Genomic DNA, 24994 nt, shown 5'->3' with positions numbered 1-24994 from the left:
ACCCGCCCGCTGAGGCGGGTTTTTTATGCCTGGAGGAAAACATGGCCTACACCTCTCGCCTGTCTTTGATAGTGGATTCGAGCTCAGGTGAGCGAAGCCTCAAATCCTTCGAAAAAAGCCTGGAAAGTGTTGAGCGCAGAACCGAATCTACTGCAGGCTCGATGCAAAACTTCAACCGCGTCGCGGGGCTGGTGATCGGCGCGCTCTCCGTGCGGCAGGTTGCCAGCTACGCCGACGAATGGTCAGAGCTCAACAGCCGCGTCAAATTGGTATCGGGCAGCACCCAAGAAGCCGAGCGCACCATGAGCCGCTTGGCGGATACCGCTCGCAGTACCTATTCATCCCTAAGCCAAACAGCCGTGGCTTTTCTGGATAATGCCAGCGCATTGACAGAGCTGGGGTATTCGACAGAGCAGCAGCTAGACCTGAGCGACAGCTTGAACAACGCGCTAGTTGTGTCAGCGACGCGAGGGCAGCGAGCCCAATCGGTGCTCCTGGCCCTTTCGCGAGCCTTTGCATTCGGGGAGCTGCGCGGCGACAACTTCAACACCGTCGTAGAAAACGGCGGACGTATCGTGGATGCGCTGGCCGACGGCCTTGGCGTTACCACGCTGGCTTTGCGGCAAATGGCCGCTGATGGCGCGCTGACGACTGACAGGGTTATTCGGGCTCTTACAAGCCAAATGCAGCTACTTCGCGAAGAAGCTGATTCAATGCCTGCCACTATCGAAGACGGCTTCACCCTTATGGGGAATAGCGCGCTAGAGCTGGTTGGCACAATGGATCGCGCCTTTGGCGTCAGCGAAGGGCTTGCAGGGTTAATGGTAGGCGCCGCCGATGCCGTTCGAGACAACATCACGCCCATTGTGACGAGCATGGAAGAAGCAGATGCGGCAGTGCGTGGCACTACGGCTGCCGTGGTGGGCATGACGACGGCATACGTCAGTCTTTCTGCCGCCGTATGGGCATCCAATGCTGCGCTTACGGCGTTCTCGCGCATCGCCCGGCTTAACCCTGTCGTTCTAGGAGTGAGTGCCGTTGCCGCTCTTGGCAGCGCCTTTTACGCTGCCAAGGACTCGGTTGTTGAATTTGGCGACACCACCGCCGATGTCAGTGATTGGGTTATGGGTGCGTGGCAAGAGGTCACCGCCCGCGTCGAAGGCTACTGGGGTGAAGCCGTCGATAACGTCATTGCCTGGCTAGGTGATATGGGCATTGATGCCGAGAGCGTGGCTACCGGTATCAAAGATGCCTTTGTCACCGCGCTCGACCTCGTGCTTGGTGCCCACCGGACGCTATTCAACACCGCCGTAGGCATCTGGTACGCCCAGCAGGCGGTTGTAATGGGCGTCGCTGACGCGATCACTACGGCATTTACCACCATGGGCTCCAACGCCCGCACGGTGTTCGACGCGCTCTGGAAAGACATCCAGGCAATGATGAACCTGGATTTCTCGACGAGCAACTTCTCCAATGCGATAGAGAACGAGCTGATCAGCGTTGCATCCGCCGTGCGAAACAGCGCCGTAGAGACTGCTGGACGAGCAGCTGAACAGCTGACCGATGACCACCTGGGCCGTATTGTGGGCAATGCCAAGGCGTACTTTGACGACCTTGGCACGACCATTGAAAACCGAGTCGCCACCAACCAACAAATTGAGAGCCTGACCGCGCTATCGCGTCGCCTTCTATCGCTCGGCGGCACTGTTGAGCAGACCGGCGAAGCAGTAGTTGTGCTGGGTGAGCGTGGCGAGACGACTACGGACACAGTGGATCGGATGAGCAAGGCTGCGCAAGACGCTGAGCGCGAGGCTGACCGCTTCGCCTCAACCCTCCAATCCCTCACCGACCGCCTATTCCCCGTAGAGGCTGCGCAGCGCACCTACCGCGAGGAGCAGGAGTTACTAACGCTCGCATGGGCCAAAGGCGAAATTGGCGTCATGCGCTACCTGGATGCCCTCAACCGACTACAGCAGGCCCAGCTCAGCACGCAAACAGCATCGCAGGCATACGGCCAGGGGTTCGGTGCCGAGATCGGCTCACGCGGCGACGTGGGCGCTCCAACCGATCCGCTGGCGGGAGTCGTCGGGCAGGAGCAGGACTACTGGGGCAAGTGGCTGGAGAGCGCTTCTAACGCCTTCACCGACTTCGATCAGATGGCCGCTAATACCGCTGAGTCATTCCAGCGCGGCTTTGGTAATGCGTTTGAGTCGATGGTGTTCGATAGCCAGAGCACCGGAGATGCTTTGCGTGGCATGGCTGAAGGCATTGCTCGATCAACAGTTAATGCGCTCGGGCAAATGGCCGGGCAGTGGCTGGCTTATCAGGCTGTGCAAATGGCTGTGGGTAAGACCAGCGAGGCCGCTGCTGTTGCCTCCGCTGCCGTAACAGGCACGTCGATAGCTGCTGCTTACGCCCCTGCTGCTGCCGCTGTGTCACTTGCATCGTTCGGCGCTAACTCAGCCCCGGCGATGGCGGGCATGTCGGCCACTTACGGGCTTAGCAGCACGCTTGCAATGGCAGGCTTCGCCGATGGCGGCTACACTGGCCCAGGCGGCAAATACGACCCAGCGGGCATTGTCCATGCGGGCGAGTTCGTCGTGCGTAAAGAGATGGTCGAGCGCCCTGGTGTGCTGGCGATGCTTGAAGGGTTGAACCGGGGCTATGCGAATGGTGGCTATGTGGGCTCATCGCCTGCGCTCGGTGATCGCATGGACGCCTATCGCTCGCCAGCATCCACAGGAACCACCACTACCAACTCCTACCAGATCAGCGTCGACGCGCGCGGCTCTAGCAATCCCGCCGAGACGCGCCGCCAAGCGCGCCTGGGAGCTGAGGAGGCAATACGTCAAACGCAGCGCGACTTTGAGCGCAATGGCCCATTACGGAGAACGCTAAATGTCTGAATGGCCCGTCGAGATTATCCCAAGCTCCATGAGCTGGAATATCGTCTCTAACAATTTCGCGTTCACGTCCCCCTTCACCAACTCCCAGCAGATTGCTGGGCACCCTGGTGGATATTGGGAGTGCAGCATCGACTTGCCCCTGCTTGATCAACAGCAAGCTAGGCTCATGTCCTCCTTTATCCACTCGCTTCACGGCATGATGGGAACGTTCCGGCTGTATCCATGGAATCGGCGCCCTGCCCCTGCAGCCGGGATTGGTGTCGTTAATGGTGGAGGCCAAGCAGGTGGACAGCTAGTAACACGCGACTGGACGCCGAGCAAAACCGTCTTGCGCCGAGGTGATTACATCACGGTCAGTGGGCAACTACTGGAGGTGCTAGAGGATGTGACGAGCAACGCCGAGGGCCAAGCAGTAATACCCATTGCCCCTTGGCTTCGCGTACCGCCCGCTAATGGCACGGCGATCAACTACCAAGCGCCCTATGCCGTGATGCGACTTACCGAGGAAGGCGCCGAAAGCTCCTATCAAGGCATAATTGGCAGCGCATCGCTTTCATGTCGGGAGGCGTTCTAATGATCAACTTCCCTTTTTCGGATTCCGTTATTGACCTCATGTCACGACCCACCGTCCGCATCACCTATGCAGGCGAGCTCGACTTCAAGGAAGGTGTCGCTCGTTTTCACACAGGTACCGGGCCGCTAGTAATCAACGGACAAACATACGAGGGCGTGGGCCAATTTGGCGATGTTGAGAGCGTACCGGAACAGCTCAACAGTTCATCACCTATGTCGGTAACGTTGACGCTATCAGGGATTGATGCCCAGGTTATGCGCGATACGCTGCAAGACCGATGCCGTGGTCGGCCTGGGCGCCTGATGCTGGTGGCTTATGACGAGGATGGCAGTTATGCGGCTGATATTCTTTTCAGCGGGACCATGGATGCGGCAAGTATGAGCTACGGCGGGAATCAAGGCGAAAACGCGATTAGCGTGGAGCTGACGGATCGTATGGTGGACTGGCGGCGCGGCGGCACTGAGCGCTGGACGGACGAGAACCATCGGGCCCGGCGCCAAGGTGATCGATTCTTCTCGGTGGTGGCTCAGCTTGCTGAGTGGCCTATCTATTGGGGTGGCGCCAAAAACGCCCCTCCCTTCAAATATTCGGATTAATCGACTATGCGACACCGCGATTGGACAACACGACTGCATCACGAAATACAGGCCGCCTCTGAGCGGCCTTTTTCATGGGGCGAGTTCGACTGCTGCACGTTCGCCGCGGCGTGCTGTATCGCGATCTGTGACGTTGACCCGATTGAGAAATACCGGGGCCGCTACTCAACAGAAACCGGCGCTAAGCGCGTGCTGAAAAACACCCACGGCAGCCTTGAGGCGCTGTGGGATGCGTACTTTGAGCGTGTGCCGGTTGCGATGCGTCAGCGAGGCGATGTGGTGTTGTTTACGTCCGAGTTCGGACGCTGCGTCGGCGTGGTGTGGGCGGGCTCGATATGGGCGGCTACGAATGATGGTGTTAGCCGCGTGACGGCGGATCCCGAGGTTTGCTGGAGAGTCGATAATGTCAAAGGCGGTTAAGTCAGTCACGAGAGCAGTAACCGGTGTTTTTGATGCCGTTTTAAAGCCTGTTCAGAGGGTCATCGGCAAGCTATTTGGCGTGCCTGATCTGCCAAGTGGCGGCGCTGGTAATTCGGCTAGCGAGCTAAAGCAGATTATTCGCAGCTCTAAAGAGCCAGCTCGCTATGTTTTTGGTCACATTGGGGTTGGCGGGCTGCAGCTATGGGCGCAAGAGGAAGATGGCGACCAAACTGAAGGTGAGGAGCTTTATCAGGTATTTGCGATTAGCGAAGGCGCTATTCACAGTCTAGATAATGTCTATCTTGACCAAGCGCCGATCAGCGAGGCTGGCAGCCGTGCTAGCTATGCGCTGCTAAAGACGCCTGCGGCTGCAGACACTTATCTGCTGACCAACTCCCCTGGCTGGCAAAGTAGCATGATCGGGCGCGGCCTATCTGCCGTCAGGCTCACCCTGCGCTACGATCCCGACTATTTTAGCTCTGGCTTGCCTACACCTCTATTTGAGGTGCATGGGCGTAATGATGTGTATGACCCGCGCACCGAGACTAGCAGCTATAGCGATAACGTCGCCCTTGTGACGCTTTGGTATATCCGTAATCGGCTAGGCGTGCCCGATGATGAGATTCTATGGGAGTCGTTCATCGAAGCGGCGAACATTTGCGACGAGGTCATTACAAACCCAGACGGCAGCACAGAGCGCCGCTATACCATGGCGGGCGGCTTTAAGGCCGATGAGCGCAAAGACCGTGTTTTAGCTGACTTAGAGATGGCTTGCTCGGGCACCTTGCTACGCATTGGCGGCAAGTTTGGCCTTCTCGTGGGGGCTTATTACGGCCCCTTCGACTTCACTATTGATGAGGATATGGTGATTGGCCCTGTCTCCGGCCAAACCGAAGTGAGTCGTGCCGATGCCGTTAATACAATGCGCGGCAAGTTTGTCGACCCTGAGCAGCGCTGGGCAGAGACGGATTACCCGCCGGTCGCTATTCAGGACTGGATTTTAGAAGATGGCGGTCCTATCGAGGATAGCCTCGATCTGCGCTTCGTCACTTCTGCTTATCAGGCTCAGCGCCTAGCCAACATCGCCCTTCGCCGCAAGCGTGCGGGCGGCACTCTGCGCATACCGCTTAATTTCCGAGGCTATGCTTGTCGCCCGGGGCGTGTTGTTCGTGTCAACCTTCCCTCGCTGAATATCGATGGCGAGTTCCGTGTCGTAAATTGGGAGTTTAGCGGCACCGAGGGCTGCATTGTTACGCTGGAACAGGAAGACCCGGCGATTTACGACGACGCCGTAGGTCAGCCTTTTGACCCCTTCGGTTTCATCCAGCTACCCACGGGTGGCATCGGCTCGCCTACGGGCCTCCAGTACGTGCTCCAAAACGTGGGCGAAGTGATTCAAGGCCGTTTGGTGTGGAACCCGGTAGACGCCGCGCTGCACTACAACGTGGTGATCAAGCGCGAAGGCGTGGCCGTGCAAGCCGCGCAAGTGCCAGCGGGCGTGGAGCGCTGCGACGTAGGCGGGCTAGAAGCGGGGAGCTACACAGCAGAAGTGCGCGCGCGTGGGCGGTTGGGGCAGTCTGGCCCGGCGGTAATCAACTTCGCGGTGAACGTACCTGCGACACCAGACCGAGTGATCACTACCGTGGGTAACCGTGAGATCACCCTGGTGCCAGTGATGCCACCAGGCGAATCACTCGGCGGTGGCCACTACCGTTTTTACGTCACGCAATCCGAAGCCGCGACGCAGCCCCAGGCGGATTATCTGGGGGAGGGCCTGACGTTCACACACACCGGCCTTTCTGCCGCCACGACTTACTACTACTTCGTGCAGAGTGTGAATGCTTATGGCGCGTCGCCATTCCTGCGAGTGGAAGTAGTCACAACGAACAACTTTGATGAGGAATTCGCCTACCTCGAAAACGAGATCTATAAGCCGGGCGGCATTGCCGATCAATTCCAAAGTGATTTAGATAGCCTGGCTGACACGGTAGGTGACCTAACGATCACGGTGGATAGCACCCGGGCCGATGCCACCGAAGCTTTACAATCTGCCCGCGACGCTATCGCCAATGGTGAGCTCACCGCACTAGAACAGCAGATCCAAGCAAGCGTGCTGCAGGCTCAAAACGCCCTCGGTAATGCCGTGCTTGATGTGGAGCATAGCGTACGCGTCAGTGAGGAGTTCGCGCTGGCTCAGCAGATCACGCAGTTCGAGGTGACGTTCAACGGCAAAACGGCGTCGCTGACTGAGGATCTGGCGGTACTGGCCAACGATCAGCAGGCCATCGCCAACAGCGTGACCGCGCTGACGTCGACCGTGGGCGATAACACCGCCAGCATCGAGAACGTTAGCCAGACCATCGCGCTCGATACGCTCGCTCAAGCGATTAAAAACGCCACGCTGCAGGTGCAAAACGCGCTCGGAAATGCGGTGGTGGACGTTGAGAACGTGGTGCGGGTGGGCGCGGAGAGCGCCCTGGCGCAGCAGATTACACAGGTGGGCATCGAGTTCGAGCAGGAATCTGCCAGCGTTCGCCAAGAGCTGGCGGCGGTCTACGACCCCAACACTGGTGCCGTGGCCCAGGCAGTAACCACGGTGAATGTCAACGGCGTTCGGGGTGTGGTGGGTATTCAGGTAGCAGGCGGGCAGGCGCAGATCATCGGCATTGCCAATCAGTTCGCCATTCTGAACCCGGTCAATAACCAGCTGGTGACCGCTTTCGTGGTGAGTGATGGCCGGGTGATCATTCCCGAGGCGTTTATCGATGCGCTGACGATCACCAAGCTGCGCAGTAGTACCGGCAATCTAGTGTTTCAAAACGATAAGCTGCAGGCGGCTTATATCGCTGTGGAACAGCTAGAAGTGCAATGGGCGCAAATTCAAAACGTCAGCATTGGTACGGCAGATATTCAGAACGCGGCCATCAATAGCGCGAAACTGGGCAACGCCTCAGTAGGCACGCTGAAAATAGCTGGTAATGCCGTGACCACCGCTTCCTCGTTTACGGCGTCGTCTGCCCTGTCCACGCCCTTCAATACCTGGGGAACGATTGCCAGCCTCAATTTCAACGCAGAAGGGGGGCGGGTAATGGTGCTGTTAGGCGCAGCCTTTGAGGCGGCCTCGGGGGCTAATGCCAGCATCAACGCCCAGGTTCGGGTATTGATTAACGGTAGCGTGGTTTACAGCTTCGGCAAGATCAAGCAAGAACCTGACCGGGGCACTACTTTCGTCACTTTGGATGATTCTTGGTTTGGGGCCTGCGATGTGAGCGGCTGGACGGGCTCGCGATTAATCGAGTTTCAAGTGCTGATGACCGGCAATAGTTATCGATTATCGTCAAACCGCTCTCTCATCGTTCAGTCTACTAAGAGGTAGCTATGACCAAGCAAGCCCATTACGCCGTCTATGAGAGTGATGGCGCGATTTTTGGCATTGTCTCTCAGCCTCTCAACGCCAAAGCCCCTAAAAAAGCGATTCGCATTCCTGGCCCTGTTGATGATGCCCGTTACTACGTAGACGTAGCTACAAAGGCACTACACGCCAAGCGCGAAGTTACCGCTCAGCCCATTGTGCATGGCCTCACAGTCACTCTGGATGGCCTGCCTGCAGGTCTAGTGGTGATGACGAACGGGCAGCAGGCTACTACGGACGGTGGACCGCTCACCATCCATTACGACCTGCCGGGCACCTACGCCATTTCGTTACGCGGCCATCCGCATTTCATCGACACGACACTGGAGGTGACGATTGATCACTCTTAACGCGGGCACCTTTGCGCGGCGGGAGGATGCAGAGGTTCATTACTTGGCGGTTATCGACAAAGCCGCCGCCGAGGCACGACGTATTGACCCCGCTCAGGCCGAGATGTATCGGCAAAAACTGGCCCAAGCGCAAGCGGGTGGGGGCGTGCTTATTAACGCAGAGGCAGCGGCTTTGGGCGTTGATGCCGAGGCCGTCCGGCAAGCCGTTTTGACTAATCACCAACGTTGGCAGCAACGCATTACGCGCATTGAGATAGCGCGCGTTAAAGCCAAAGAAAGTATTCGAAACGAAAACACGCCCGCAGACATGCAGGCGGTCTATCAAGCCTTTAAGGAGTTGCTCTAATGGCAGCACCCACGAACTACGATCAAACAAACGAATGGCTAGCCGAAGTCGGGCGGCTGACGCAAGATCTTATCAACGTGCTGAAAGGCGGCATCGACGTCGGGCAGAGCGGCACGCTTGGCAACCTGGCGTTGATTAACGACCTTGCCAATGCGCCGGTGGGTAATGCCGCTACTGTAAGGAATAATTTAGGTTTAGGTAATGTTGCGACTCGGACAACTTTTACTTCGTCGGGATTAAACCCGGTGGATTTTCCAGACTATGTCTCGAATATCGCTCAAACAATTCGAGCGTCAGCAGCTTTTTTCGGTTCTTATTATCCTCCGACTAACTCTCGAAATATTGACTTAGAGCCAGTTGGTTCAGTGGGTTTATATAGCACAAGCAATCCCGGCACATTCCCACCAGGAACAGTATTTTGGTGGATCGTGACCCAGCGAGTTTATACTGGCTTACAATGTGTTCAATATGCAACTGCTTACAGATCAGATGGTATGGCTTACCGTTTTGGAGGTGATAACGGGGATGGCACGCGTACTTGGCGACCATGGGTCATTCTGCGCGATAGCAGCAATACCACCGTCGACAGCAACGGCTTCATCAAAGCAGCCTCGCCCATTTTCCGCCTCGCCAATAGCGCCGATAGCGCGACCGACGAAAGCCACAATTTCACCGCTGCCGGAACGGGCGCTGCAAATGGCGAGGCTCAGGGCGTAACCGCCACCCACGCCGCCCAGGGCGTTTACACAATCACAGGTTCATTGGGTTTTGCGACACAGGGCTGGACGGTGGAAGTGCCCCAGGACGCCAACGGCAACCGCCTGTGCGTGGTGGACACCGAACAGGCAGACGATGGCACCATCACCGTGCGCACGTTCTCCAAGCGCATCGACCCCGATACGGGCGACGTCGTGGCCGACCAGCCGATGGATATTCCCGAAGGGCGCTGGATCGATCTACGCCTGAGCATGCCGGAACCACCCACCAATGACCACCCCGACGACGCCCCAGAGCCACCCGCACCGTTGACACCAGAAGAGCAAGAACAGCAGCGCATCGAGCAGCTAGAACGCTGGCGAGCGAGCGCGGCCATTACGCCACGGCAAGCGCGCTTAGTGCTGGCTAAGCATGGCTTGCTGGCTGGCGTTACCGATGCCATCGCGGCGATTGAGGACGAGCAGCAGCGGCAGGTGGCAGAGATCGAGTGGGAGTATGCCACCACGATTGAGCGGGCAGCGCCGTGGGTGAACGACCTGTATGGCTCGCTAGGGTTAACACCGGAGGGGGTGGACGAGCTGTTTAGAGAAGCGGCGCTGATTTAGGGCAGCACCACACAAACGCATACGGGCCGCCTTGAGCGGTTTTTTTTGTGTCCAAAAAAGCCGCCCCTGCGGGCGGCCTTAAAGCAAGCTGTTAAGTTACCGCGGCTTAGAAGTTGTAGCTCAAGCCAATGCTGGCCGCGTTCAGATCGTAATCCGACTTATTCAGGTAGGAGACATATTCCAGCTGGCCAGAGACTTGGGGCGTGAAATTGACCTGTACGCCAGCGCCGAAGGAGAAGCCGTCGTCATCGGCAGAAACGGAAACGCCCGGAGCTGAGACAGTGGCCTCCGCATAGGAGAAGCCCAGCATGCCGTAGAAAGAGAAGGCGTTGTTGACAGGCAGGTGGCCGACGGCATAAACGCCAAACAGCTGGTCCAGCTCCAGGTCCACCGGGAGACCGTTGACAGAATCGTCGCTCAGACCGGTGCCCAAGCGTGCCTCAAGGGCAAAGTTATCGACCAGAAAGTAGCCGCCACGAACAGTGATGCCCGTCGGATTCAGCGTCTCTGAAACGCCGGATTCGTCATAGCTGTAATGGCTTAAAAGGCCACCCACGTAACCAGTGCCCGCGCTGTTGGCGAACGCAGAAGACGAAACAAGCGCGAAAGAGGCGGCGGCGATGGCTGTTGCTAAATGCTTTTTCATGATGATCCCTGGTAGTTTTTTTCGTGTTGCGGTCAGGATCGTACCTTACTTAGCTTTCATTGTATGTAAGCCATTTCTTACAAATGCTATCGGCGATGTCTTACATTCATGCAGCGCAGCATGCGCTACAGTGCGTGCATGACGCCAAGGATCGCCGCTTTGAGCATGTCGGAAGCGTCATGACAGGGAGGTGTGATTTGAACGGATTCATGGGTGCCAAGGACGGCATCCTCTATAGCCCGCACCACGCCTTGCCGCCCTGCCCTGTCTCGAACGGGATCGCATGCCCCGCTTCTAGCATCTCATCGCCCAGGTTTACGCCATCAGCCCACACCTCGGCGAGAATGCGGAAAAACGGATCACGCTGCATATTGCGTAGCTCTATCGTCTCAGCGCCCCGCAGTCGCTCGACTAGATAGATGCGGGCATCTGCGGCCAGCTCTCGCTCCCGCTCTTTCTCTGCTTCGGTGTCGCAGCGGCTGCGGCGCTCTGGCGCGTTGATGCCTCTGATTCTGACGGGTATGCGGTGGCCTATCACCGGTGGCCACTCGTCGACGGTCACGCGAATAGTGTCCCCGTCGAGCACGCTCGTCACCTCATCAACAGTCACGCTGCCGTAGTCGGCCAGGGTTAGCGTGGGGATTAGTGCGAAGGCGGCGATGATGCAGCGGATCATTCGCTATTCGCCAAAATGTATTGTGCCGTCGATATTTGCGGGCATCTTTAGCTTGAGAGCTTTAGTCGCGCGATTAAAGGCGCGCATAGACCCTGCAGCATCTTGAGCGGTTTCGTTTAGCTTATGGCGGGCTATGTGGTAGCGCTCGACCTGAATCAATACCCGGCGGAAAACCATTTTTCGGTAATCGACTGAGCCGAGATTTCGGCCAAAGCATTCTCTATCGATCCGCAGGGCTTCTTTATTGACATTGAGCATCACCCCTCCTCTGCCGTATCGGCTCTAACAATTCCCATTACCCTAGCGTACCATTTTCGGTAAGCATCGGCCTGCTCTTCCAGATAATCGTGCCGGTCGTATACCTGCCACACTCCTGGCAGTACATGGCCCAGCATGAGTTCACACACATGAGGTTCGGCCAGCGTTGACCAGTTCGTCCTCGCTGTCTTGCGCAGGTCGTACATCGACCAGTGCGCCATAGACTGCTTTAGCTGTTTCTCGGCCACGCCCATGATGTTGTACGGGTAGCTGAGTATCGAGCTGTGTCCGAGCGGTTTGGCTGATGTTTCGCCACTGAACACCAGCTCCGGATTATGAGATAGCGTCATCGCCTCTTTAATCAGCGGCACCATTTCATCAATGATTGGTCGTTTGAGCGGCCGCCCCGTCGCCTTGCCGGTTTTGTGGCGCTCTGGTGGTATCGTCCAGACGCCCCGCTGAAAATCAAACTCCTCTCTCCGTGCTTGCGCTATCTCCCCAGGCCGACAGCCAAACAGCAGCACCAGCTTCACCAGCAGTTTGGAGCGGGTCGCCATGCGCGATCGCTCCATGGCCTGCCACATAATCCATATCTCATGATCGGACAGCGCCCTGCCCGCTGTGCGCTTGCGATTCACCATCAAATCGTCTTTCGCACTGATGGCGGCCAGGGGTTGGTTCTCAATGAGCCCGCGCCGGGCAGCCCATTTATGCGCCTGCTTCGTGTTGGCCAGCACTCGCTCGGCAATTCTCGGCTTGAGGTCGGCCAGCGGCTCAAGCAAATCCATCCACTGCCCAAGCCCGGTGCTATCCGCAGGTAACGGGCCCAGCTTTGGGAACACATGAAGCTCGAAGGTGCGCAGGATCTCGGCGGCGCCGACCTTGTTCGGTTTGCAGTACCGCTCGTGCCACTCCCGGATGAGTGTTTCGTTCGTGTGCGCCGTAGCAATCGCGGCCTGCTCGACGCGCTTTTGCGTTCTGGGATCATGACCCTGCTCCAGCTGGCCCCGCCGCTTGATGGCCTCGTCACGGGCTTCTTTTAGGCTCATCGCCGGGTAGGAGCCAAGGTCCATACGGGCGGCCTTGCCCTGGTACCGGAACCGCAATTGGAAGACCACCTTGCCCGCCGGAGTTATCCGGGCGCCCATTCCGTCGCGGTCGGCTTTTTCGATAGCGCGCGGACGCGTCTTCCGGTAGACGGATTTCAGCCAAGCGTCAGTTAACGCCATGTGTACATGCTCCCCAGCATATTTTGATGAAGGGGCACAGTATGTACACGGGCAAGTACATATTTCTAGTGCATTGCTGTAATTCTCTGCGCTGTTCAGTGCGGCGCAGACTTGCGAAAGGGTGAGGTTTTACGGCTATCAGGTGGGGTGTAGTGCGGGGCAGTGTAAGGTAGTGCGGCGAAGCTAGTTGTCGATGTGGGCGATGATGGAGAAATTGCGAATATGCTTGAGCTTTCCGCCGGAAACGTCATGAGACATCGAGTGTGTTCTGCCTTATTGGTACGCAAGCGATGGTGTTGGGGACCGCGCCAACAAGGCGTCACGTGAGCACCGCACCACTGCATTGCCAAAGTTCGTCAAAAGATAAGCGCTATTGTAGCGATATGCGGGGGATAGGAACAGCAGTCCGGCGAGAACCGCCGGACTGGAAGGAACGAAAGGTGTGATTATTCCAGACGCAGCGCCACGAACAGCGAGCGACCATCACGATACAGGCGCAGCGGAATAGCGCGGTCGGTGGGCAAGGCTTCGACGATGCGCACCAGCTCATCAGCAGAGGCAACGCTGCGGTGATCGAGGCTAACCAGAATATCTCCCGGGCGAAGCCCGGCCTGAGCGGCAACGCTGTCTGGCTCTACCTGACGAACTTCAACACCCCCTGTGATATTGAGCCGTTCGCGAGTGGCTTCATCCACTTCGGCCACAGCGACACCTAGTCGCATCTGGCTATCGCTGCTGGCGGCCTGCTCGGCGCCCTGGGCGTCCGGCCAGCTACCTAATTCGATGGTTTCGGTTACCTGGTCGCCATCGCGCATCAGGGTAAGCTCTACATCGCTACCGGGCGCCACACGACCAATAAGGCGCGGCAACGTGCTGGAGCGGTCAACCTCTTCGCCATTGACCTCCAGAATCACATCCCCAGCCTGCAGGCCACCCTGCGCGGCGGGCCCCTCAGGGTCCAGATCGGCAATCAGCGCACCAATGGCCTCGCTCATACCAAACGACTCGGCCAGATCGCGAGACACCGGCTGAATCATCACGCCCAGCCAACCACGGTTCACCTGGCCATCTTCACGAAGTTGGCTGGCAACGTCCATGGCGACGTTGATCGGAATAGCGAACGACAGCCCCATGAAACCACCGCTACGGGTGAAGATCTGCGAATTGATACCGACGACTTCACCTTCCAGATTGAACAGTGGACCACCGGAGTTACCCGGATTGATGGCCACGTCGGTCTGGATGAAGGGGACGTAAGCGTCCTGTGGCAGCGTACGGTTGATGGCACTGACGATACCCGCAGTGACCGAATGGTCGAAGCCGAAAGGCGAGCCAATGGCCGCCACCCACTCCCCTACCTTGAGCTCATCGGAATTCCCCAACGTGAGCACCGGCAGGTCGCTGGCATCGATCTTGAGCAAGGCAACGTCGGTCTGCACATCGCTGCCGATCAGCTCGGCGGGCAGTTCGCGACGGTCGTTGAGGCGCACCAGAATTTCATCGGCACCCTGCACGACGTGGGCGTTGGTCATCACGTAGCCATCTTCACTGATGATGAAGCCAGAGCCTAATGACTGTCGCTCCTGGCCACGCCCCTGACCACCACTGGGCGGCGCTGGAAAACTGTCACCAAAAAAGTGGCGGAAGATTTCGGGAATTTCCTGACCACCAAACCCTTGTGCCGACGGCGAGCTGCTGCGCTGCACCGTGCGCGTGGTAGAAATGTTGACGACGCCCGGCGCCGCTTCTTCTACCAGCACCGTGAAATCGGGCAAGGTTTGCGCCTGGGCACTTTGACCCACCATGAACAGCGCAACCAGGCATAACCATAACGTTGAGGGGAGAACCAAGCGCTTCATGAAACAGCTCCTAGTCAAGCAGGGACGACACCATGGAAGTGCAACTCTTAGCGAGCTACAGGACAACTAACTGACCAAACGCGGACGGAAGCGTTCCATCCCACCGCGCATGAGAAATCTAAGCGCCACCAAGGCGCACGCCAAGGTACCAAAAAAGGCACCCGCGCTGATCCATTGGCTCTCTGCCACCCTGGCAATCGCCCCCGACACGACCAGCGCCAGCAGCATAGGCGCGGCATAGACCAAGAGCGCCAGATAGCCAACGGCTTGCCGTTCCAACGTCAGCGTCACCGCACTGCCCAAAGGGTAACGCTCTGACAATTGGCTTTCCAGACACTCAGGCCGCACCTCGACACGCTGGTGCTGGCGGCGCGCCAGCAGGCCCATGCCACAACCCCGCCCCTTGGCGCAGGCATCACATTCACTGGCCACCGATACATCCACCACCAATCGCCCTTCGACATACCCTGTTACTCGGCCAGTGCGATAGAGCGCAGAACAGGGTGTGGGCTCGGCCAATGACATCAGGGCTGAATCACGATGGACTGAACGATACGGCGCATGACAGCAGCTGGCAGCTCACCAACGCCTACCAGCTGCCAACGCTGATCATCGACCTCCACGACCGATACCGTGGCCGTAGAAACGCCTAACTGATGGCTACCTTCCGAGAGCGCCTGCTGCTCCACAGGCGCTGCAAACAAGCTGACCGAAGCCAAGCCGTCGCTGTAGACACGCTGACTCGACAACGAACTCGTTTCGACCGGCTGAGAAACGAAACCATCCGGCAGCCACTCCGCCTGCCAATTCACTACAGGCTCCTCCGGCGAAGCAGGATTTGCAATCACGCCCTCATAAAGCACCGGTGACTGTAGTTGTGTGATCTGAAACGTTTCCAGCGCCCGCGATTGACTATCGCGCATGACATGCTTGAGCAGCAGCCCCGTCTCTCTGTCCAGCCACCACTCATGCTGATAGCGCTCACCATCCTGAGGCACGAACTTGAGCTGCACGGCTTCGCGGCCCGCCACGCGATCATCGTTGAGCAGCTCGATCTCGTAATAATGGGCCACGTGAGCCGCCCAGGCTTCCGCTGCGCTGCCGGTCTCTCGATCTTCAGGAATGAAGCGGGCGCGATAGCCCACGGCCGACTGACGCTCAACACTGACAGAAGGGCCATCCAGGTGTTGAACGACCTGTTGTCGAATGCCATCTCGGATACGATGCGAAAGCGCCAGAGTGCGCACTCCCAAGGCATCGATGGAGACGGCTCTGGCCTGGAAATCGTAGCAATGACCGGCCTGTTTGCTGAGCACCAGCCACTCTTGAGCACTGGCAGGCTCGGTCAATGAAGTGAGGTCATCGCAGCTGAAAGCGGACTGCTCTGCGATGACCGGCATGGAGAAGGAGAATAGGCTTACCAGCCCAGCAGACGCGACGGCCTGAATTCCCCACTGTCGGCACTTGTCCATCGCCATAATGCTCAGACTACCCTGTCCGCCATCAACGTTGGCCCAACGGCTCAGTGACCGAGGAACGCATCAGCGGCATCCAGCTGTCACCACCGCCACTGGCGGCGCCTTGAGCGTGCTGCTCCAGATAGGACTGCAACAGGCGCAGTTGATCGATATCGATGGACGTTGGCTGCTGAGCCATGACGCTTTGCGGCGCAGACGGAGCCGCGAAACCGGCTTCGCTGACGTTCATCAAGCCGCTATTGCCTGCCTGCCCATTGATCCGGAACGGCGTGGGCTCGAACATCGGCATATCGGAGGCTGCCAAGGCTCCCGTCTGGGCACCAGACAAACTGACCGGTTGTACCTGCGCACCCACTCCAGCGCCGGGCTGAACGGCAATGTTGCCATCAGGCTGGCCGCTCGACCCTGTACCGCTATTGAAGAACTGTACGCCCGTAATCACCATCAGTGATACGGCCGCTGCCACGCCAGTACCGCGGGCAAACGAGATGCCACCCGTACGATGATTCGCCGCCGTGACCGGCTCGGTGATCGGTACCGGCTCGTCATGCAGTCGAGCCATGATGCCTGCCGAAAGGTCGACGCTGACATCTACTTCGCGCTCACGCTGCATCATGCTGCGCGCCAGATGATAGCGGCGCCAAGTCTCTGCCGCGTCGGCGTCGTCAGGTAGTGATTTCAACACTCGGCGAAGTTCCAGCTCATCACTTTCACCGTCCATCAATGCGGAAAGTGACTCCCGTGTGTTTTGACTCATACTTCACACCCTCACACTGTGTTGGAAGAAGCTTCACGACAACACGGCTAGTGCGTGTTTTAGCCGCAAAACCTCACAGGCCAAGACTCAGGTTATCTATCACCGTCTGCACAACGCCATTGCCAAGTTGGCAGGCAACATGATTGGGCTGCTCGGCAGCTCAACTCAATAACGCTAGCAGCCCTTATGACGCCTGACTCGCCAGACAGTTCACAAAAAAAGTAAAAACGTAAATGTTTGTGTCCATGCGCAGGCAGCGGCCCAACGCTCAGGGCTCTTCACGGCTGTTGCGCGCCGTGGTGACCAACGGGCGGATATGCTCGTCTACCGCCTCCCTGGCACGAAAAATACGCGAACGCACCGTACCCACCGGGCACTGCATGATTTGCGCGATGTCCTCGTAGGCCAACCCATCCAGCTCCCGCAGGGTAATGGCCGTGCGCAGGTCATCCGGCAAGCGCTCGATGGCTTCGAACACAGCGGCTTCCAACTGGTCCCGCGCGATGGAAGCTTCGGGAGACTCGGAGTCGGCCAAGCGGCCGCTTTGATCGACGATTTCGGCATCGACGATATCCAGGTCACTGCCGGGTGGACGACGCCCTCTGGATACCAGGTGGTTCTTCGCCGTATTGATGGCGATCCGGTACATCCAGGTATAGAAAGCACTTTCTGCACGAAACTTGCCCAACGCACGGTACGCCTTGATGAAGGCTTCCTGCGCCACATCCTGCACTTCGGCGTGGTCGTGCACGTAGCGTCCTATCAAGCCAATGATCTTGTGCTGATACTTCTTAACCAAAAGATCGAAAGCGCGTGTATCGCCTTTCTGGGCACGCTCAACCAACTGCTGGTCCGTTTCACGAGTGCCCATTCACACGCTCCTTCCGCGCCGGTGTCACACCGGCCGCTTCATATTCTTGTCGCCCTGTTGATCGGGCCTTCACAGCAAGCAGCATAGTGTCCCTTGGGCATTGGTTAATCGTCATGGAGAGCTCGAGGCCCATGAGGCCTGGTGGCTCACCTGTTCTGGAGGGCGTTTGGTGGCATAACGCCAATGTCATCCAATGTTACGCGTTCTTAGCAGCGCATCAAGCGCTTACCCCCTTTCTTGAAACCCTGTGGCTGACATTTTTCCTTAATGCAAAGTTCCGTAACAATTGATTTTTACCACCGTGACGCGCCATAGTAGTAACCACTTTTCGCCCATCGCGCATGTACAGGTAGCAAGATGTCTGATCAACAGGTTAGCAATCTCAACGTCCTCGCTCAGGATGTTCTCACCACCCCCGACGCTCTGAAGTCGGCCATTCCCCTCACCGAAGCCGCCGAGCGCTCCGTTGTGGAAGGCCGTCGCGTCATTCAGAACATCCTGGATGGCAACGACCCGCGCCTGCTGGTGGTCGTGGGCCCCTGCTCCATCCACGACGTGGATGCCGCACTGGATTACGCCCGCCGCCTTCGCGCGCTGGCCGACAAGGTGAGCGATAGCCTGTACATCGTGATGCGCGTCTATTTCGAAAAGCCGCGCACCACCGTGGGCTGGAAAGGACTGATCAACGACCCCCACCTGAACGACTCGTTCGAAATCGACGAAGGCCTGCACATCGCCCGTAAACTGCTGGTCGACCTGGCCGAAATGGGCTTGCCCCTGGCCACGGAAGCGCTGGACCCGATCTCGCCACAGTACCTGCAGGACTGCATCAGCTGGTCAGCCATTGGCGCCCGTACCACCGAATCACAAACCCATCGCGAGATGGCCTCAGGCCTCTCCTGCCCGGTCGGCTTCAAGAACGGCACCGACGGCAGCCTGGATGTCGCCATCAATGCCCTGCAGTCGGTCGCCAACCCGCATAACTTCCTGGGCATCAACCAGGCCGGCCAAGTCGCCATCATCCGTACCCGGGGCAACGCTTATGGCCACGTGGTACTGCGCGGCGGCAACGGCAAGCCCAACTACGACAGCGTCAGCGTCGCGCTGGCCGAAAAAGAGCTGAGCAAGGCCAAGCTGTCGGCCAACATCATGATCGACTGTTCCCACGCCAACTCCAACAAGGACCCGGCCCTGCAGCCCTTGGTACTGGAAAACGTGACCAACCAGATTCTGGAAGGCAACCGCTCCATCATCGGCCTGATGGTCGAGTCCAACATTGGCTGGGGTGCCCAGAAAGTGCCCGCCGACCTGAGTCAACTGCAGTACGGCGTCTCGATCACCGACGCTTGTATCGACTGGGACACGACCGTCGAAACCTTTACGCGCATGAACGAAAAGCTTGCTCCGGTGCTGGCCAAACGTATTGCCTGAAGCCAACCTGTCGACGCCCCGCCAGATCCCTCTGGCGGGGCGTTTTTCATGAGCATCACCCGCTGCCGAGTTCAGGCCTGAATGTCACGCCTGAAGGGCGGCAAGGCATCCAGCAGCGCCTGACCGTAGCGCCGCGTGATCACGCGGCGGTCCAGCAACGTGATCACGCCCCGGTCATTCTCCTTGCGGATCAACCGACCACAGGCCTGCACCAGCTTGATGGAAGCATCGGGCACGCTGATACGCATGAAAGAGTTGCCGCCCTGGCTTTCGATCCACTCGGCCAACGTGGCACCCACCGGGTCATCGGGCACCGCAAAGGGTAACCGAGTGATGACTACATGAGTCAGGTAATCCCCAGGCAGGTCGATGCCTTCTGCAAAGCTGGCCAAGCCGAAGATGATGCTCCCCTTGCCGCTATCGACCGCAGCACGATGCCGTTCGATCAACTCCCGCTTGGGCAGCGCATCCTGCGCCAACAGGCGCTCTTTCAAGGCCGCTGGCAGCACTTTTTCCACCGCCCTGAGCTGGGCCCGGGACGAAAACAGCACCAGCACCGCTTCATCCCCCCCCAACTGGGAGACACAGCGCACGATGGCACGCTCATGGGCCTCTCGGTCGCTGGGGTCCGTGGCTTCCGCGGGCACGCGCAGCACCGCGTTGGCATAATCGAAGGGGCTGGGCAGCGCCTGGTACCGATAGCGACTGGCCAGGCCAGCGCGCTCCTGAATACGTTCGAAGCGCCCCAGTGCCGTCAAGGTGGCGGAGGTGACCACCGCACCATGGCAGCGCCCCCACAAATGCTTGGCCAGCGTGTGCGCCGCCGAGACAGGGCTGGCGGAGAACTCGATTTCGGGCTCCCCGGCCACACGACTCAACGTGATCCAGCGCGCCCAGGGCGGCGCATTGGGCGGGTCCTGCTCGCTGAACGCCTGCCAGAGCGCGTGGGCTTCCAGGGCGCGACCATGCAGCAGCGCCACCAGCGGTAGCCAGGCTTCGGCCTGATCGCGGTCCAGCCCCGTCTGCTTGTCCGGGTCCAGGCTCTCACGCAGAATATCGGCAATGCTTTCCAGGCTGCGCGATAGCGTGGCAAACATCACCAGCAGCTGCCGCGCCTGCTCGCGCAGCGCTTCCGGCACCTCGCCCTTCTCGAAACGCTGCTGGTGGCTGGGCTCTTCATCCGCCAGCCCCTGCTCGCGCCCGGCCAGCTGGTGCCCTAGGCTGAACACGTCCCCCAGGGCAGGCTCCAAGCCATGCAGCACTTCAGGCAGGCTGGCCAGCAGCCGGGCCACGATGGGCTGAACCGCCAGCCCCTGGTGAAGATCGGTCAAGCTGCTGCGCAGGGTCTTGAGCCAGCGCAGACAGCCATGCACCGCGAAGCGGTGGGCAAAGTGCGACAGCGCCTTGTCCGGCAGGTGATGGCCTTCGTCGAAGATGAAGATACAGTCGGCAGGGTCCGGCAGAATGGCGCCGCCCCCCAGGGCCAGGTCCGCCAGTACCAGATCGTGGTTGGCCACGATGACATCGGCATCTTCCAGCTCACGGCGCGAGCGGAAGAAGGCGCAAGCACCGAAATGGCCGCAGCGGCGCCCGGTACACTGGCGGTGATCGACGGTGAGCTGACGCCAGTGGGCATCATCGATGGTGTCAGGCCAGGTATCACGGTCACCCTGCCACTCGCCTTTGCCATAGGCATCGGCAAGGTCGCTGGCAAGCACCTGATAGTCGCTGCTATCGCTTTGCAGGGAGTGCTCGAACAGCGACATGGTCGGGTTCGACTCACTGCCCTCAAGGGCCTGGTCCAGCCGCGCCACGCACACATAGCGCCCGCGCCCTTTGGCCAGCGCGTAGCGAAAGGCGATGCCACTGTGCTCAGCCAGCGAGGGCAGGTCCTGATGCAACACCTGCTCTTGCAGAGCCACCGTGGCCGTGGACACGATCAGCCGCTTGCCCTTCGCCTTGGCAATGGGCAAGCCTGCAATCAGATACGCCAGCGTCTTGCCCGTGCCGGTACCGGCTTCCAGCACACAGACGTGGCTGTCGCTGGTGCGCTTGCCATCGCTGTCGCACTGAATATCGCCCAGGGTGCGGGCAATCTCGGCAATCATCAGCCGCTGACCGTAGCGTGGGGTCAGCGCTAACTGCTCCACCACGTTACGGTACGCTTGCTGAATATCGGCCTTGAGCGCGTTATCCAGCATGTGCGTTACAGCATGCCTTCCGGCGGATGCTCGCAGGGCAGCTTGCCGTTGATGTAGCGCTCGATTTCCGGCAGCGAGAAGGCGTCTTCTTCACCCACGAAGCTGATCGATACCCCTTTGGCACCGGCACGACCGGTGCGGCCAATACGGTGCACGTAGTCTTCCGGGTCTTCCGGCAGGGTGTAGTTGATCACGTGGCTGACGTCTTCGATATGGATGCCACGACCGGCCACATCGGTGGCCACCAGCACCTGGATCTCGCCTTCGCGGAAGCTTTCCAGCGTCTTGATCCGCTGATTCTGGGGCACGTCACCCGACAGCATGGCGGCACTCACGCCTGCCTTTTTCAGCAGGTCATCGAGTTTGCGTACCAGATCCCGACGGTTGCCGAACACCATGACCCGTTCGAAGCTCTCCTGCTCCAGCAGCTTGACCAACAGGCGCTGCTTGTCGTCATCCGACACCAGGTATACGCGCTGGTCGATATCGGCCTGATTCTCTACCGTGACTTCGATCTCGACATGGGCCGGTTCCTGCGTCCACTGGCTGGCCAGATTGAGAATGTCGTCGGTGAAGGTGGCCGAAAACAGGAACGTCTGACGCTCCTCTTTCTTGGGGGTATAGCGGATGATGCGCTTCACATCCGGGATGAACCCCATGGAAAGCATGCGATCCGCTTCATCGAGCACCAGCACTTCGGTTTCGGACAGGTCGATATCGCGCTTCTGATGGAAGTCGAGCAGACGGCCAGGCGTGGCCACCAAAATATCGAGCTTCTTGCCGAGGCTCTCACGCTGTTTCTGGTAATCCATGCCACCGACCACGCTGGCCACGTTCAGCGACGTGAAGCGGGCGAGCGCCTTGGCGTCTTTTTCGATCTGCAGCGCCAGTTCGCGGGTGGGGGCGATGATCAGCGCACGGGGAGCCCCCGGCTTCTGACCGTCCGGCGCGGGCTCTTCCAGGAAGTAGGCCAGCACTGAAATCAGGAAGGCAGCGGTCTTGCCAGTACCCGTCTGGGCCTTGCCCACAATGTCGCCACCCAACAGCGTGTGGCGTAGCGCCTCTGCCTGAATGGGAGTGCAGTATTCATAGCCTTGGGCATGAATAGCGCGCATCAAGGGCAGCGGCAGATCAAAGTCATGGAAGCGCCACTTGCCGGCAACGGCGGGCACCTGAAACTGACGAAGATCCCAGTTCGACTGACGACGACGCGGCTTGCGACGACGGCGTTTAGGCTTGCGGTTCTGGTCCGATGCTGTGATCTGTTCCGACTCGCTCATAGGCTGTGTATCTGTCCATTGCTGTGGAGGTTAGGCATCACGAATCGCGCATTGTAGCAGGGCTTGGCGATAAGAGCGCGCTCTGCTGTCGAAGGAGCGCTCTTGCCTGTTAGAATGAGGCATAAATTAACCCAAGGAGCGCGACGATGACGCGTAAGAAAAAGACTCGTTCACTGGCAGACAAGGTGACGATCCGCACCGGTCGCCGCAAGGATTACAAAAAGTGGCGCCATGAAAACCCGGATCAGGTGACCTCATCACGCCGTTTCGTGGCCAAGAAACAGCAACAGCGCAAACTGCAGGCAGTGCGCAAGCTGGCACGCCAGCAAAGTGGCCAGAACATTGCCATCCACCCTGACAAGGGGAGCGACTCCTCTTCGGGAGAGCCCTCCTGATGCGTCTGGTGTCTTTCAATATCAACGGTATCCGGGCAAGGCTGCATCAGCTTCAAGCGCTCATCGACACCCATCGCCCTGATGTGATCGGCCTGCAGGAAATCAAGGTGCAGGATAGCGAGTTTCCCTTGGCCGACGTGGAAGCCATGGGGTACCACACCTTTCATTATGGCCAAAAGGGCCACTACGGTGTGGCCTTGCTCTGCCGACAGAAACCTCAGCAGGTCTTCTACGGCTTTCCTGATGATGAGGAAGATGCCCAGCGACGCATGATCGGCGTGCGCCTGCTGACCACCGACGGCCAGCCGGTCACCGTGTGGAACGGTTACTTCCCCCAGGGCGAAAACGTCGATCACCCCACCAAATTTCCGCACAAGGAGCGCTTTTACCAGCAGTTGGCCAATCTGCTGGCCACGCAGCACTCCTCGGAAGAGCATCTGGCCGTCATGGGTGACTTCAACATTTCACCCGAAGACCAGGACATCGGCATTGGGGAAGCCAACCGAAAGCGCTGGCTGCGTGATGGCAAGGCCAGCTTTCAACCCATCGAGCGGGAGTGGCTGGCAGGCATCAAGGCGTGGGGGCTCAGCGACAGCTATCGGCTCTGCCACCCCGACAACAGCGAATGGTTCAGCTGGTTCGACTACCGCTCGAAGGGCTTTGACCAGGAACCCAAGCGCGGGCTGCGCATCGACTACATCCTTGTCTCGCCTCCCTTGGCACAGCGAGTCACCGATGCAGGTATCGACTATCCCCTGCGTGCCATGGAACGACCTTCGGATCACGCGCCCACCTGGAGCGACTTTTCCCTGACCCTGGCAGACTGACCGCTCCTTGGCTGCCGCCCACTCGGGCGGCACGGCTCAGCCCCTGAGCCCCCTCAATCGAAATAGCCAAGCCACTGCTCGGCCTGTTCGTCGCCCAGCTCCGCCGCTCGCAAGAGCGCCTCTTTCGCCAGCGACTCATTGCCCCACGCGTAGGCCAACTGACCATACTGGCGCCAATCGTCAGCCGCCCGAGTGGTTTCAGCCAGCGCCTGCCAAGCGTTCAGGGCATGCTCGACATGCCGGGCCTGCTGCCAGGCCGTGGCTCGCAGGCGCAGCGTCTCTTCATCATCAGGCAGCTCCCCTGCTTCCAGCGCTGCCTCCAGATGCTCACCGGCACGCGCTGGCGTGCCGCCTGCCAGGTGCAGCCGAATCAGGGTCAAACGATCCTCGGGTGCAGTGAACTTGCCCATCTGCCAGGCCGCTTCCCAGACACCGGCAGCAGCGCCCAGCAGTCCCGCCTGCTGCGCCAATCCAGCCGCCTGACGCCACTCTTCGGCGCTGCTGCGCTCGCTCAGGCTCTCCAGCAACCAGGCCAGCGCCTGCTCGCCTTCGCCTGCATGGCGCAACACGACGTTGACCAGCGCCTGCTGGGCATCACTCAGCTCTCTGCCCGGCGCCAACTGAGGGGTGAGCCATTCGAGGGCCTCTTCCCAGCGCTCCTCTTCTGCCAATAGGCGCACCAACGCCCAAACCGACTCAAGGTAGCGCTCATGGCCCGCCGACTCGCCGAGCCACTGCGCGTAAAGCTCGATGGCCTGAGAGCGCTGACCTGCCGCGCGGCGCAGGGAGGCTTCGTCACGTAACCAGCGCAGCCGCTGACTGTTCGGCACGCTGGTACGCTGGCGGGCACTGGCCAGCTCATCCGCTGCCGCCTCGGGCGCCTCTTGACGCACCAGCGCACTGGCCGCCAATTGGTGATATAGCGCGCTGGCCCACTGATCGGCTCGATTGCCCGAGGCCAGTCTGGTGGCCTGGGCGCGCGCGCGACTCAGGATCGCGTCCAACGACTCATCCTCTTCACCCGCGCCTGACAGCGCCGCCAGCTGACTCTGCAATCCGTTCAGGTCGAGAATGATATCTTCACTCAGTGGCACATCCGCCACCGCCACAGTGCTCCACACGTAGAGCACTGCCATTGCCAATAAACGCTGCATAACGCT

23 protein-coding genes are annotated in these 24994 nt (G+C 59.2%); 11 read left to right on the top strand and 12 right to left on the bottom strand.

The window, feature by feature from the left end; translation table 11 throughout:
* Positions 1 to 41 precede the first annotated feature (41 nt).
* The 8 genes from RVM26_RS04775 (at position 42) to RVM26_RS04740 (ending at position 9926) form a co-directional block, all read left to right on the top strand.
* Entirely contained in the window at positions 42 to 2906 is a 2865-nt protein-coding gene (locus RVM26_RS04775) for a tape measure protein (RefSeq protein WP_498941122.1), read from the top strand.
* Positions 2899 to 3480 (top strand): hypothetical protein, encoded by a 582-nt coding sequence (locus RVM26_RS04770; protein ID WP_498941120.1) that lies wholly within the window; start codon positions 2899 to 2901, stop codon positions 3478 to 3480. Before RVM26_RS04775 ends, RVM26_RS04770 begins: the two co-directional genes overlap by 8 nt.
* Positions 3480 to 4076 carry a hypothetical protein gene (locus RVM26_RS04765; RefSeq protein WP_339119210.1) on the top strand — a complete coding sequence of 199 codons (597 nt, stop codon included), beginning with the start codon at positions 3480 to 3482 and terminating at the stop codon, positions 4074 to 4076. Before RVM26_RS04770 ends, RVM26_RS04765 begins: the two co-directional genes overlap by 1 nt.
* Before the next feature lie 6 nt (positions 4077 to 4082).
* Entirely contained in the window at positions 4083 to 4496 is a 414-nt protein-coding gene (locus RVM26_RS04760) for a DUF6950 family protein (protein ID WP_498941117.1), read from the top strand.
* A gap of 79 nt (positions 4497 to 4575) precedes the next feature.
* On the top strand, positions 4576 to 7872 hold the full coding sequence (locus RVM26_RS04755; RefSeq protein ID WP_498941115.1) for a phage tail protein: 3297 nt from the start codon (positions 4576 to 4578) through the stop codon (positions 7870 to 7872).
* Positions 7873 to 7874: 2 nt separating this feature from the next.
* Positions 7875 to 8258, top strand: a complete 384-nt coding sequence (locus tag RVM26_RS04750) for a hypothetical protein (protein ID WP_498941113.1) — start codon at positions 7875 to 7877, stop codon at positions 8256 to 8258.
* Complete coding sequence (locus tag RVM26_RS04745; RefSeq protein WP_498941112.1) at positions 8245 to 8604, top strand: hypothetical protein; 360 nt, start codon at positions 8245 to 8247, stop codon at positions 8602 to 8604. Before RVM26_RS04750 ends, RVM26_RS04745 begins: the two co-directional genes overlap by 14 nt.
* Before the next feature lie 494 nt (positions 8605 to 9098).
* Positions 9099 to 9926 carry a phage tail fiber protein gene (locus RVM26_RS04740; protein ID WP_498941110.1) on the top strand — a complete coding sequence of 276 codons (828 nt, stop codon included), beginning with the start codon at positions 9099 to 9101 and terminating at the stop codon, positions 9924 to 9926.
* Between the two features lie 106 nt (positions 9927 to 10032).
* Here RVM26_RS04740 and RVM26_RS04735 read toward each other — a convergent pair whose 3' ends face one another.
* The 9 genes from RVM26_RS04735 to rpoE form a co-directional block, all read right to left on the bottom strand.
* Positions 10033 to 10572 (bottom strand): porin family protein, encoded by a 540-nt coding sequence (locus RVM26_RS04735; RefSeq protein ID WP_498941109.1) that lies wholly within the window; start codon positions 10570 to 10572, stop codon positions 10033 to 10035.
* Between the two features lie 232 nt (positions 10573 to 10804).
* A complete protein-coding gene (locus RVM26_RS04730; RefSeq protein WP_498941107.1) occupies positions 10805 to 11248 on the bottom strand; it encodes a thermonuclease family protein in 444 nt (147 codons plus the stop codon).
* 3 nt (positions 11249 to 11251) lie between these two features.
* A complete protein-coding gene (locus RVM26_RS04725) occupies positions 11252 to 11506 on the bottom strand; it encodes a hypothetical protein (protein ID WP_498941105.1) in 255 nt (84 codons plus the stop codon).
* A complete protein-coding gene (locus RVM26_RS04720; RefSeq protein WP_498941103.1) occupies positions 11506 to 12735 on the bottom strand; it encodes a tyrosine-type recombinase/integrase in 1230 nt (409 codons plus the stop codon). The genes RVM26_RS04725 and RVM26_RS04720 overlap by 1 nt, the downstream gene beginning before the upstream one ends.
* A 446-nt stretch (positions 12736 to 13181) precedes the next feature.
* Complete coding sequence (locus tag RVM26_RS04715; protein ID WP_498941101.1) at positions 13182 to 14594, bottom strand: DegQ family serine endoprotease; 1413 nt, start codon at positions 14592 to 14594, stop codon at positions 13182 to 13184.
* A 66-nt stretch (positions 14595 to 14660) separates the two neighbouring features.
* On the bottom strand, positions 14661 to 15119 hold the full coding sequence (locus tag RVM26_RS04710) for a SoxR reducing system RseC family protein (protein ID WP_498941098.1): 459 nt from the start codon (positions 15117 to 15119) through the stop codon (positions 14661 to 14663).
* The gene (locus RVM26_RS04705) at positions 15119 to 16072 is read right to left on the bottom strand and encodes a MucB/RseB C-terminal domain-containing protein (protein ID WP_498941097.1); all 954 of its coding nucleotides are present in this window, start codon (positions 16070 to 16072) and stop codon (positions 15119 to 15121) included. The genes RVM26_RS04710 and RVM26_RS04705 overlap by 1 nt, the downstream gene beginning before the upstream one ends.
* Before the next feature lie 25 nt (positions 16073 to 16097).
* Positions 16098 to 16829, bottom strand: coding sequence for a sigma-E factor negative regulatory protein (locus tag RVM26_RS04700; protein ID WP_498941094.1), 732 nt, complete (start codon positions 16827 to 16829; stop codon positions 16098 to 16100).
* Positions 16830 to 17097: 268 nt separating this feature from the next.
* The gene (rpoE, locus tag RVM26_RS04695; protein WP_039177195.1) at positions 17098 to 17700 is read right to left on the bottom strand and encodes an RNA polymerase sigma factor RpoE; all 603 of its coding nucleotides are present in this window, start codon (positions 17698 to 17700) and stop codon (positions 17098 to 17100) included.
* Positions 17701 to 18057: 357 nt separating this feature from the next.
* Between rpoE and RVM26_RS04690 the strand changes: the two genes are divergently transcribed.
* Positions 18058 to 19131, top strand: a complete 1074-nt coding sequence (locus RVM26_RS04690) for a 3-deoxy-7-phosphoheptulonate synthase (RefSeq protein WP_039177196.1) — start codon at positions 18058 to 18060, stop codon at positions 19129 to 19131.
* 71 nt (positions 19132 to 19202) lie between these two features.
* Here the strand turns inward: RVM26_RS04690 and dinG are convergent, their stop codons facing one another.
* Both dinG and rhlB read right to left on the bottom strand, forming a co-directional pair.
* Complete coding sequence (gene dinG / locus RVM26_RS04685; protein ID WP_498941092.1) at positions 19203 to 21332, bottom strand: ATP-dependent DNA helicase DinG; 2130 nt, start codon at positions 21330 to 21332, stop codon at positions 19203 to 19205.
* A 5-nt stretch (positions 21333 to 21337) separates the two neighbouring features.
* Positions 21338 to 22612, bottom strand: coding sequence for an ATP-dependent RNA helicase RhlB (rhlB, locus tag RVM26_RS04680; protein WP_039177199.1), 1275 nt, complete (start codon positions 22610 to 22612; stop codon positions 21338 to 21340).
* A 146-nt stretch (positions 22613 to 22758) separates the two neighbouring features.
* Between rhlB and RVM26_RS04675 the strand changes: the two genes are divergently transcribed.
* Both RVM26_RS04675 and xthA read left to right on the top strand, forming a co-directional pair.
* A complete protein-coding gene (locus RVM26_RS04675; RefSeq protein ID WP_016913576.1) occupies positions 22759 to 23007 on the top strand; it encodes a hypothetical protein in 249 nt (82 codons plus the stop codon).
* On the top strand, positions 23007 to 23834 hold the full coding sequence (gene xthA / locus RVM26_RS04670) for an exodeoxyribonuclease III (RefSeq protein ID WP_039177208.1): 828 nt from the start codon (positions 23007 to 23009) through the stop codon (positions 23832 to 23834). Before RVM26_RS04675 ends, xthA begins: the two co-directional genes overlap by 1 nt.
* A 53-nt stretch (positions 23835 to 23887) precedes the next feature.
* Here xthA and RVM26_RS04665 read toward each other — a convergent pair whose 3' ends face one another.
* Positions 23888 to 24988 (bottom strand): hypothetical protein, encoded by a 1101-nt coding sequence (locus RVM26_RS04665; RefSeq protein ID WP_498941090.1) that lies wholly within the window; start codon positions 24986 to 24988, stop codon positions 23888 to 23890.
* Positions 24989 to 24994: the final 6 nt, after the last annotated feature.

Source organism: Halomonas sp. KM072, assembly GCF_050710315.1.
In the GTDB taxonomy this organism is placed as follows: Bacteria; Pseudomonadota; Gammaproteobacteria; order Pseudomonadales; family Halomonadaceae; genus Vreelandella; species Vreelandella hamiltonii.
Note: the sequence above shows the minus strand (reverse complement) of the source record. Positions and strands in the feature narration are given on the sequence as shown.

Bases quoted from the DNA above. Each gene is read 5' to 3' on its own strand.
- rhlB (WP_039177199.1), bottom strand. From the start codon at position 22,612: ATGAGCGAGTCGGAACAGATCACAGCATCGGACCAGAACCGCAAGCCT.
- RVM26_RS04710 (WP_498941098.1), bottom strand. From the start codon at position 15,119: ATGTCATTGGCCGAGCCCACACCCTGTTCTGCGCTCTATCGCACTGGC.
- dinG (WP_498941092.1), bottom strand. From the start codon at position 21,332: ATGCTGGATAACGCGCTCAAGGCCGATATTCAGCAAGCGTACCGTAAC.
- RVM26_RS04715 (WP_498941101.1), bottom strand. From the start codon at position 14,594: ATGAAGCGCTTGGTTCTCCCCTCAACGTTATGGTTATGCCTGGTTGCG.
- rpoE (WP_039177195.1), bottom strand. From the start codon at position 17,700: ATGGGCACTCGTGAAACGGACCAGCAGTTGGTTGAGCGTGCCCAGAAA.
- RVM26_RS04770 (WP_498941120.1), top strand. From the start codon at position 2,899: ATGTCTGAATGGCCCGTCGAGATTATCCCAAGCTCCATGAGCTGGAAT.
- RVM26_RS04705 (WP_498941097.1), bottom strand. From the start codon at position 16,072: ATGGCGATGGACAAGTGCCGACAGTGGGGAATTCAGGCCGTCGCGTCT.
- RVM26_RS04730 (WP_498941107.1), bottom strand. From the start codon at position 11,248: ATGATCCGCTGCATCATCGCCGCCTTCGCACTAATCCCCACGCTAACC.
- RVM26_RS04765 (WP_339119210.1), top strand. From the start codon at position 3,480: ATGATCAACTTCCCTTTTTCGGATTCCGTTATTGACCTCATGTCACGA.
- RVM26_RS04750 (WP_498941113.1), top strand. From the start codon at position 7,875: ATGACCAAGCAAGCCCATTACGCCGTCTATGAGAGTGATGGCGCGATT.
- RVM26_RS04720 (WP_498941103.1), bottom strand. From the start codon at position 12,735: ATGGCGTTAACTGACGCTTGGCTGAAATCCGTCTACCGGAAGACGCGT.
- RVM26_RS04675 (WP_016913576.1), top strand. From the start codon at position 22,759: ATGACGCGTAAGAAAAAGACTCGTTCACTGGCAGACAAGGTGACGATC.
- xthA (WP_039177208.1), top strand. From the start codon at position 23,007: ATGCGTCTGGTGTCTTTCAATATCAACGGTATCCGGGCAAGGCTGCAT.
- RVM26_RS04725 (WP_498941105.1), bottom strand. From the start codon at position 11,506: ATGCTCAATGTCAATAAAGAAGCCCTGCGGATCGATAGAGAATGCTTT.
- RVM26_RS04700 (WP_498941094.1), bottom strand. From the start codon at position 16,829: ATGAGTCAAAACACACGGGAGTCACTTTCCGCATTGATGGACGGTGAA.
- RVM26_RS04775 (WP_498941122.1), top strand. From the start codon at position 42: ATGGCCTACACCTCTCGCCTGTCTTTGATAGTGGATTCGAGCTCAGGT.
- RVM26_RS04760 (WP_498941117.1), top strand. From the start codon at position 4,083: ATGCGACACCGCGATTGGACAACACGACTGCATCACGAAATACAGGCC.
- RVM26_RS04740 (WP_498941110.1), top strand. From the start codon at position 9,099: ATGGCTTACCGTTTTGGAGGTGATAACGGGGATGGCACGCGTACTTGG.
- RVM26_RS04665 (WP_498941090.1), bottom strand. From the start codon at position 24,988: ATGCAGCGTTTATTGGCAATGGCAGTGCTCTACGTGTGGAGCACTGTG.
- RVM26_RS04735 (WP_498941109.1), bottom strand. From the start codon at position 10,572: ATGAAAAAGCATTTAGCAACAGCCATCGCCGCCGCCTCTTTCGCGCTT.
- RVM26_RS04690 (WP_039177196.1), top strand. From the start codon at position 18,058: ATGTCTGATCAACAGGTTAGCAATCTCAACGTCCTCGCTCAGGATGTT.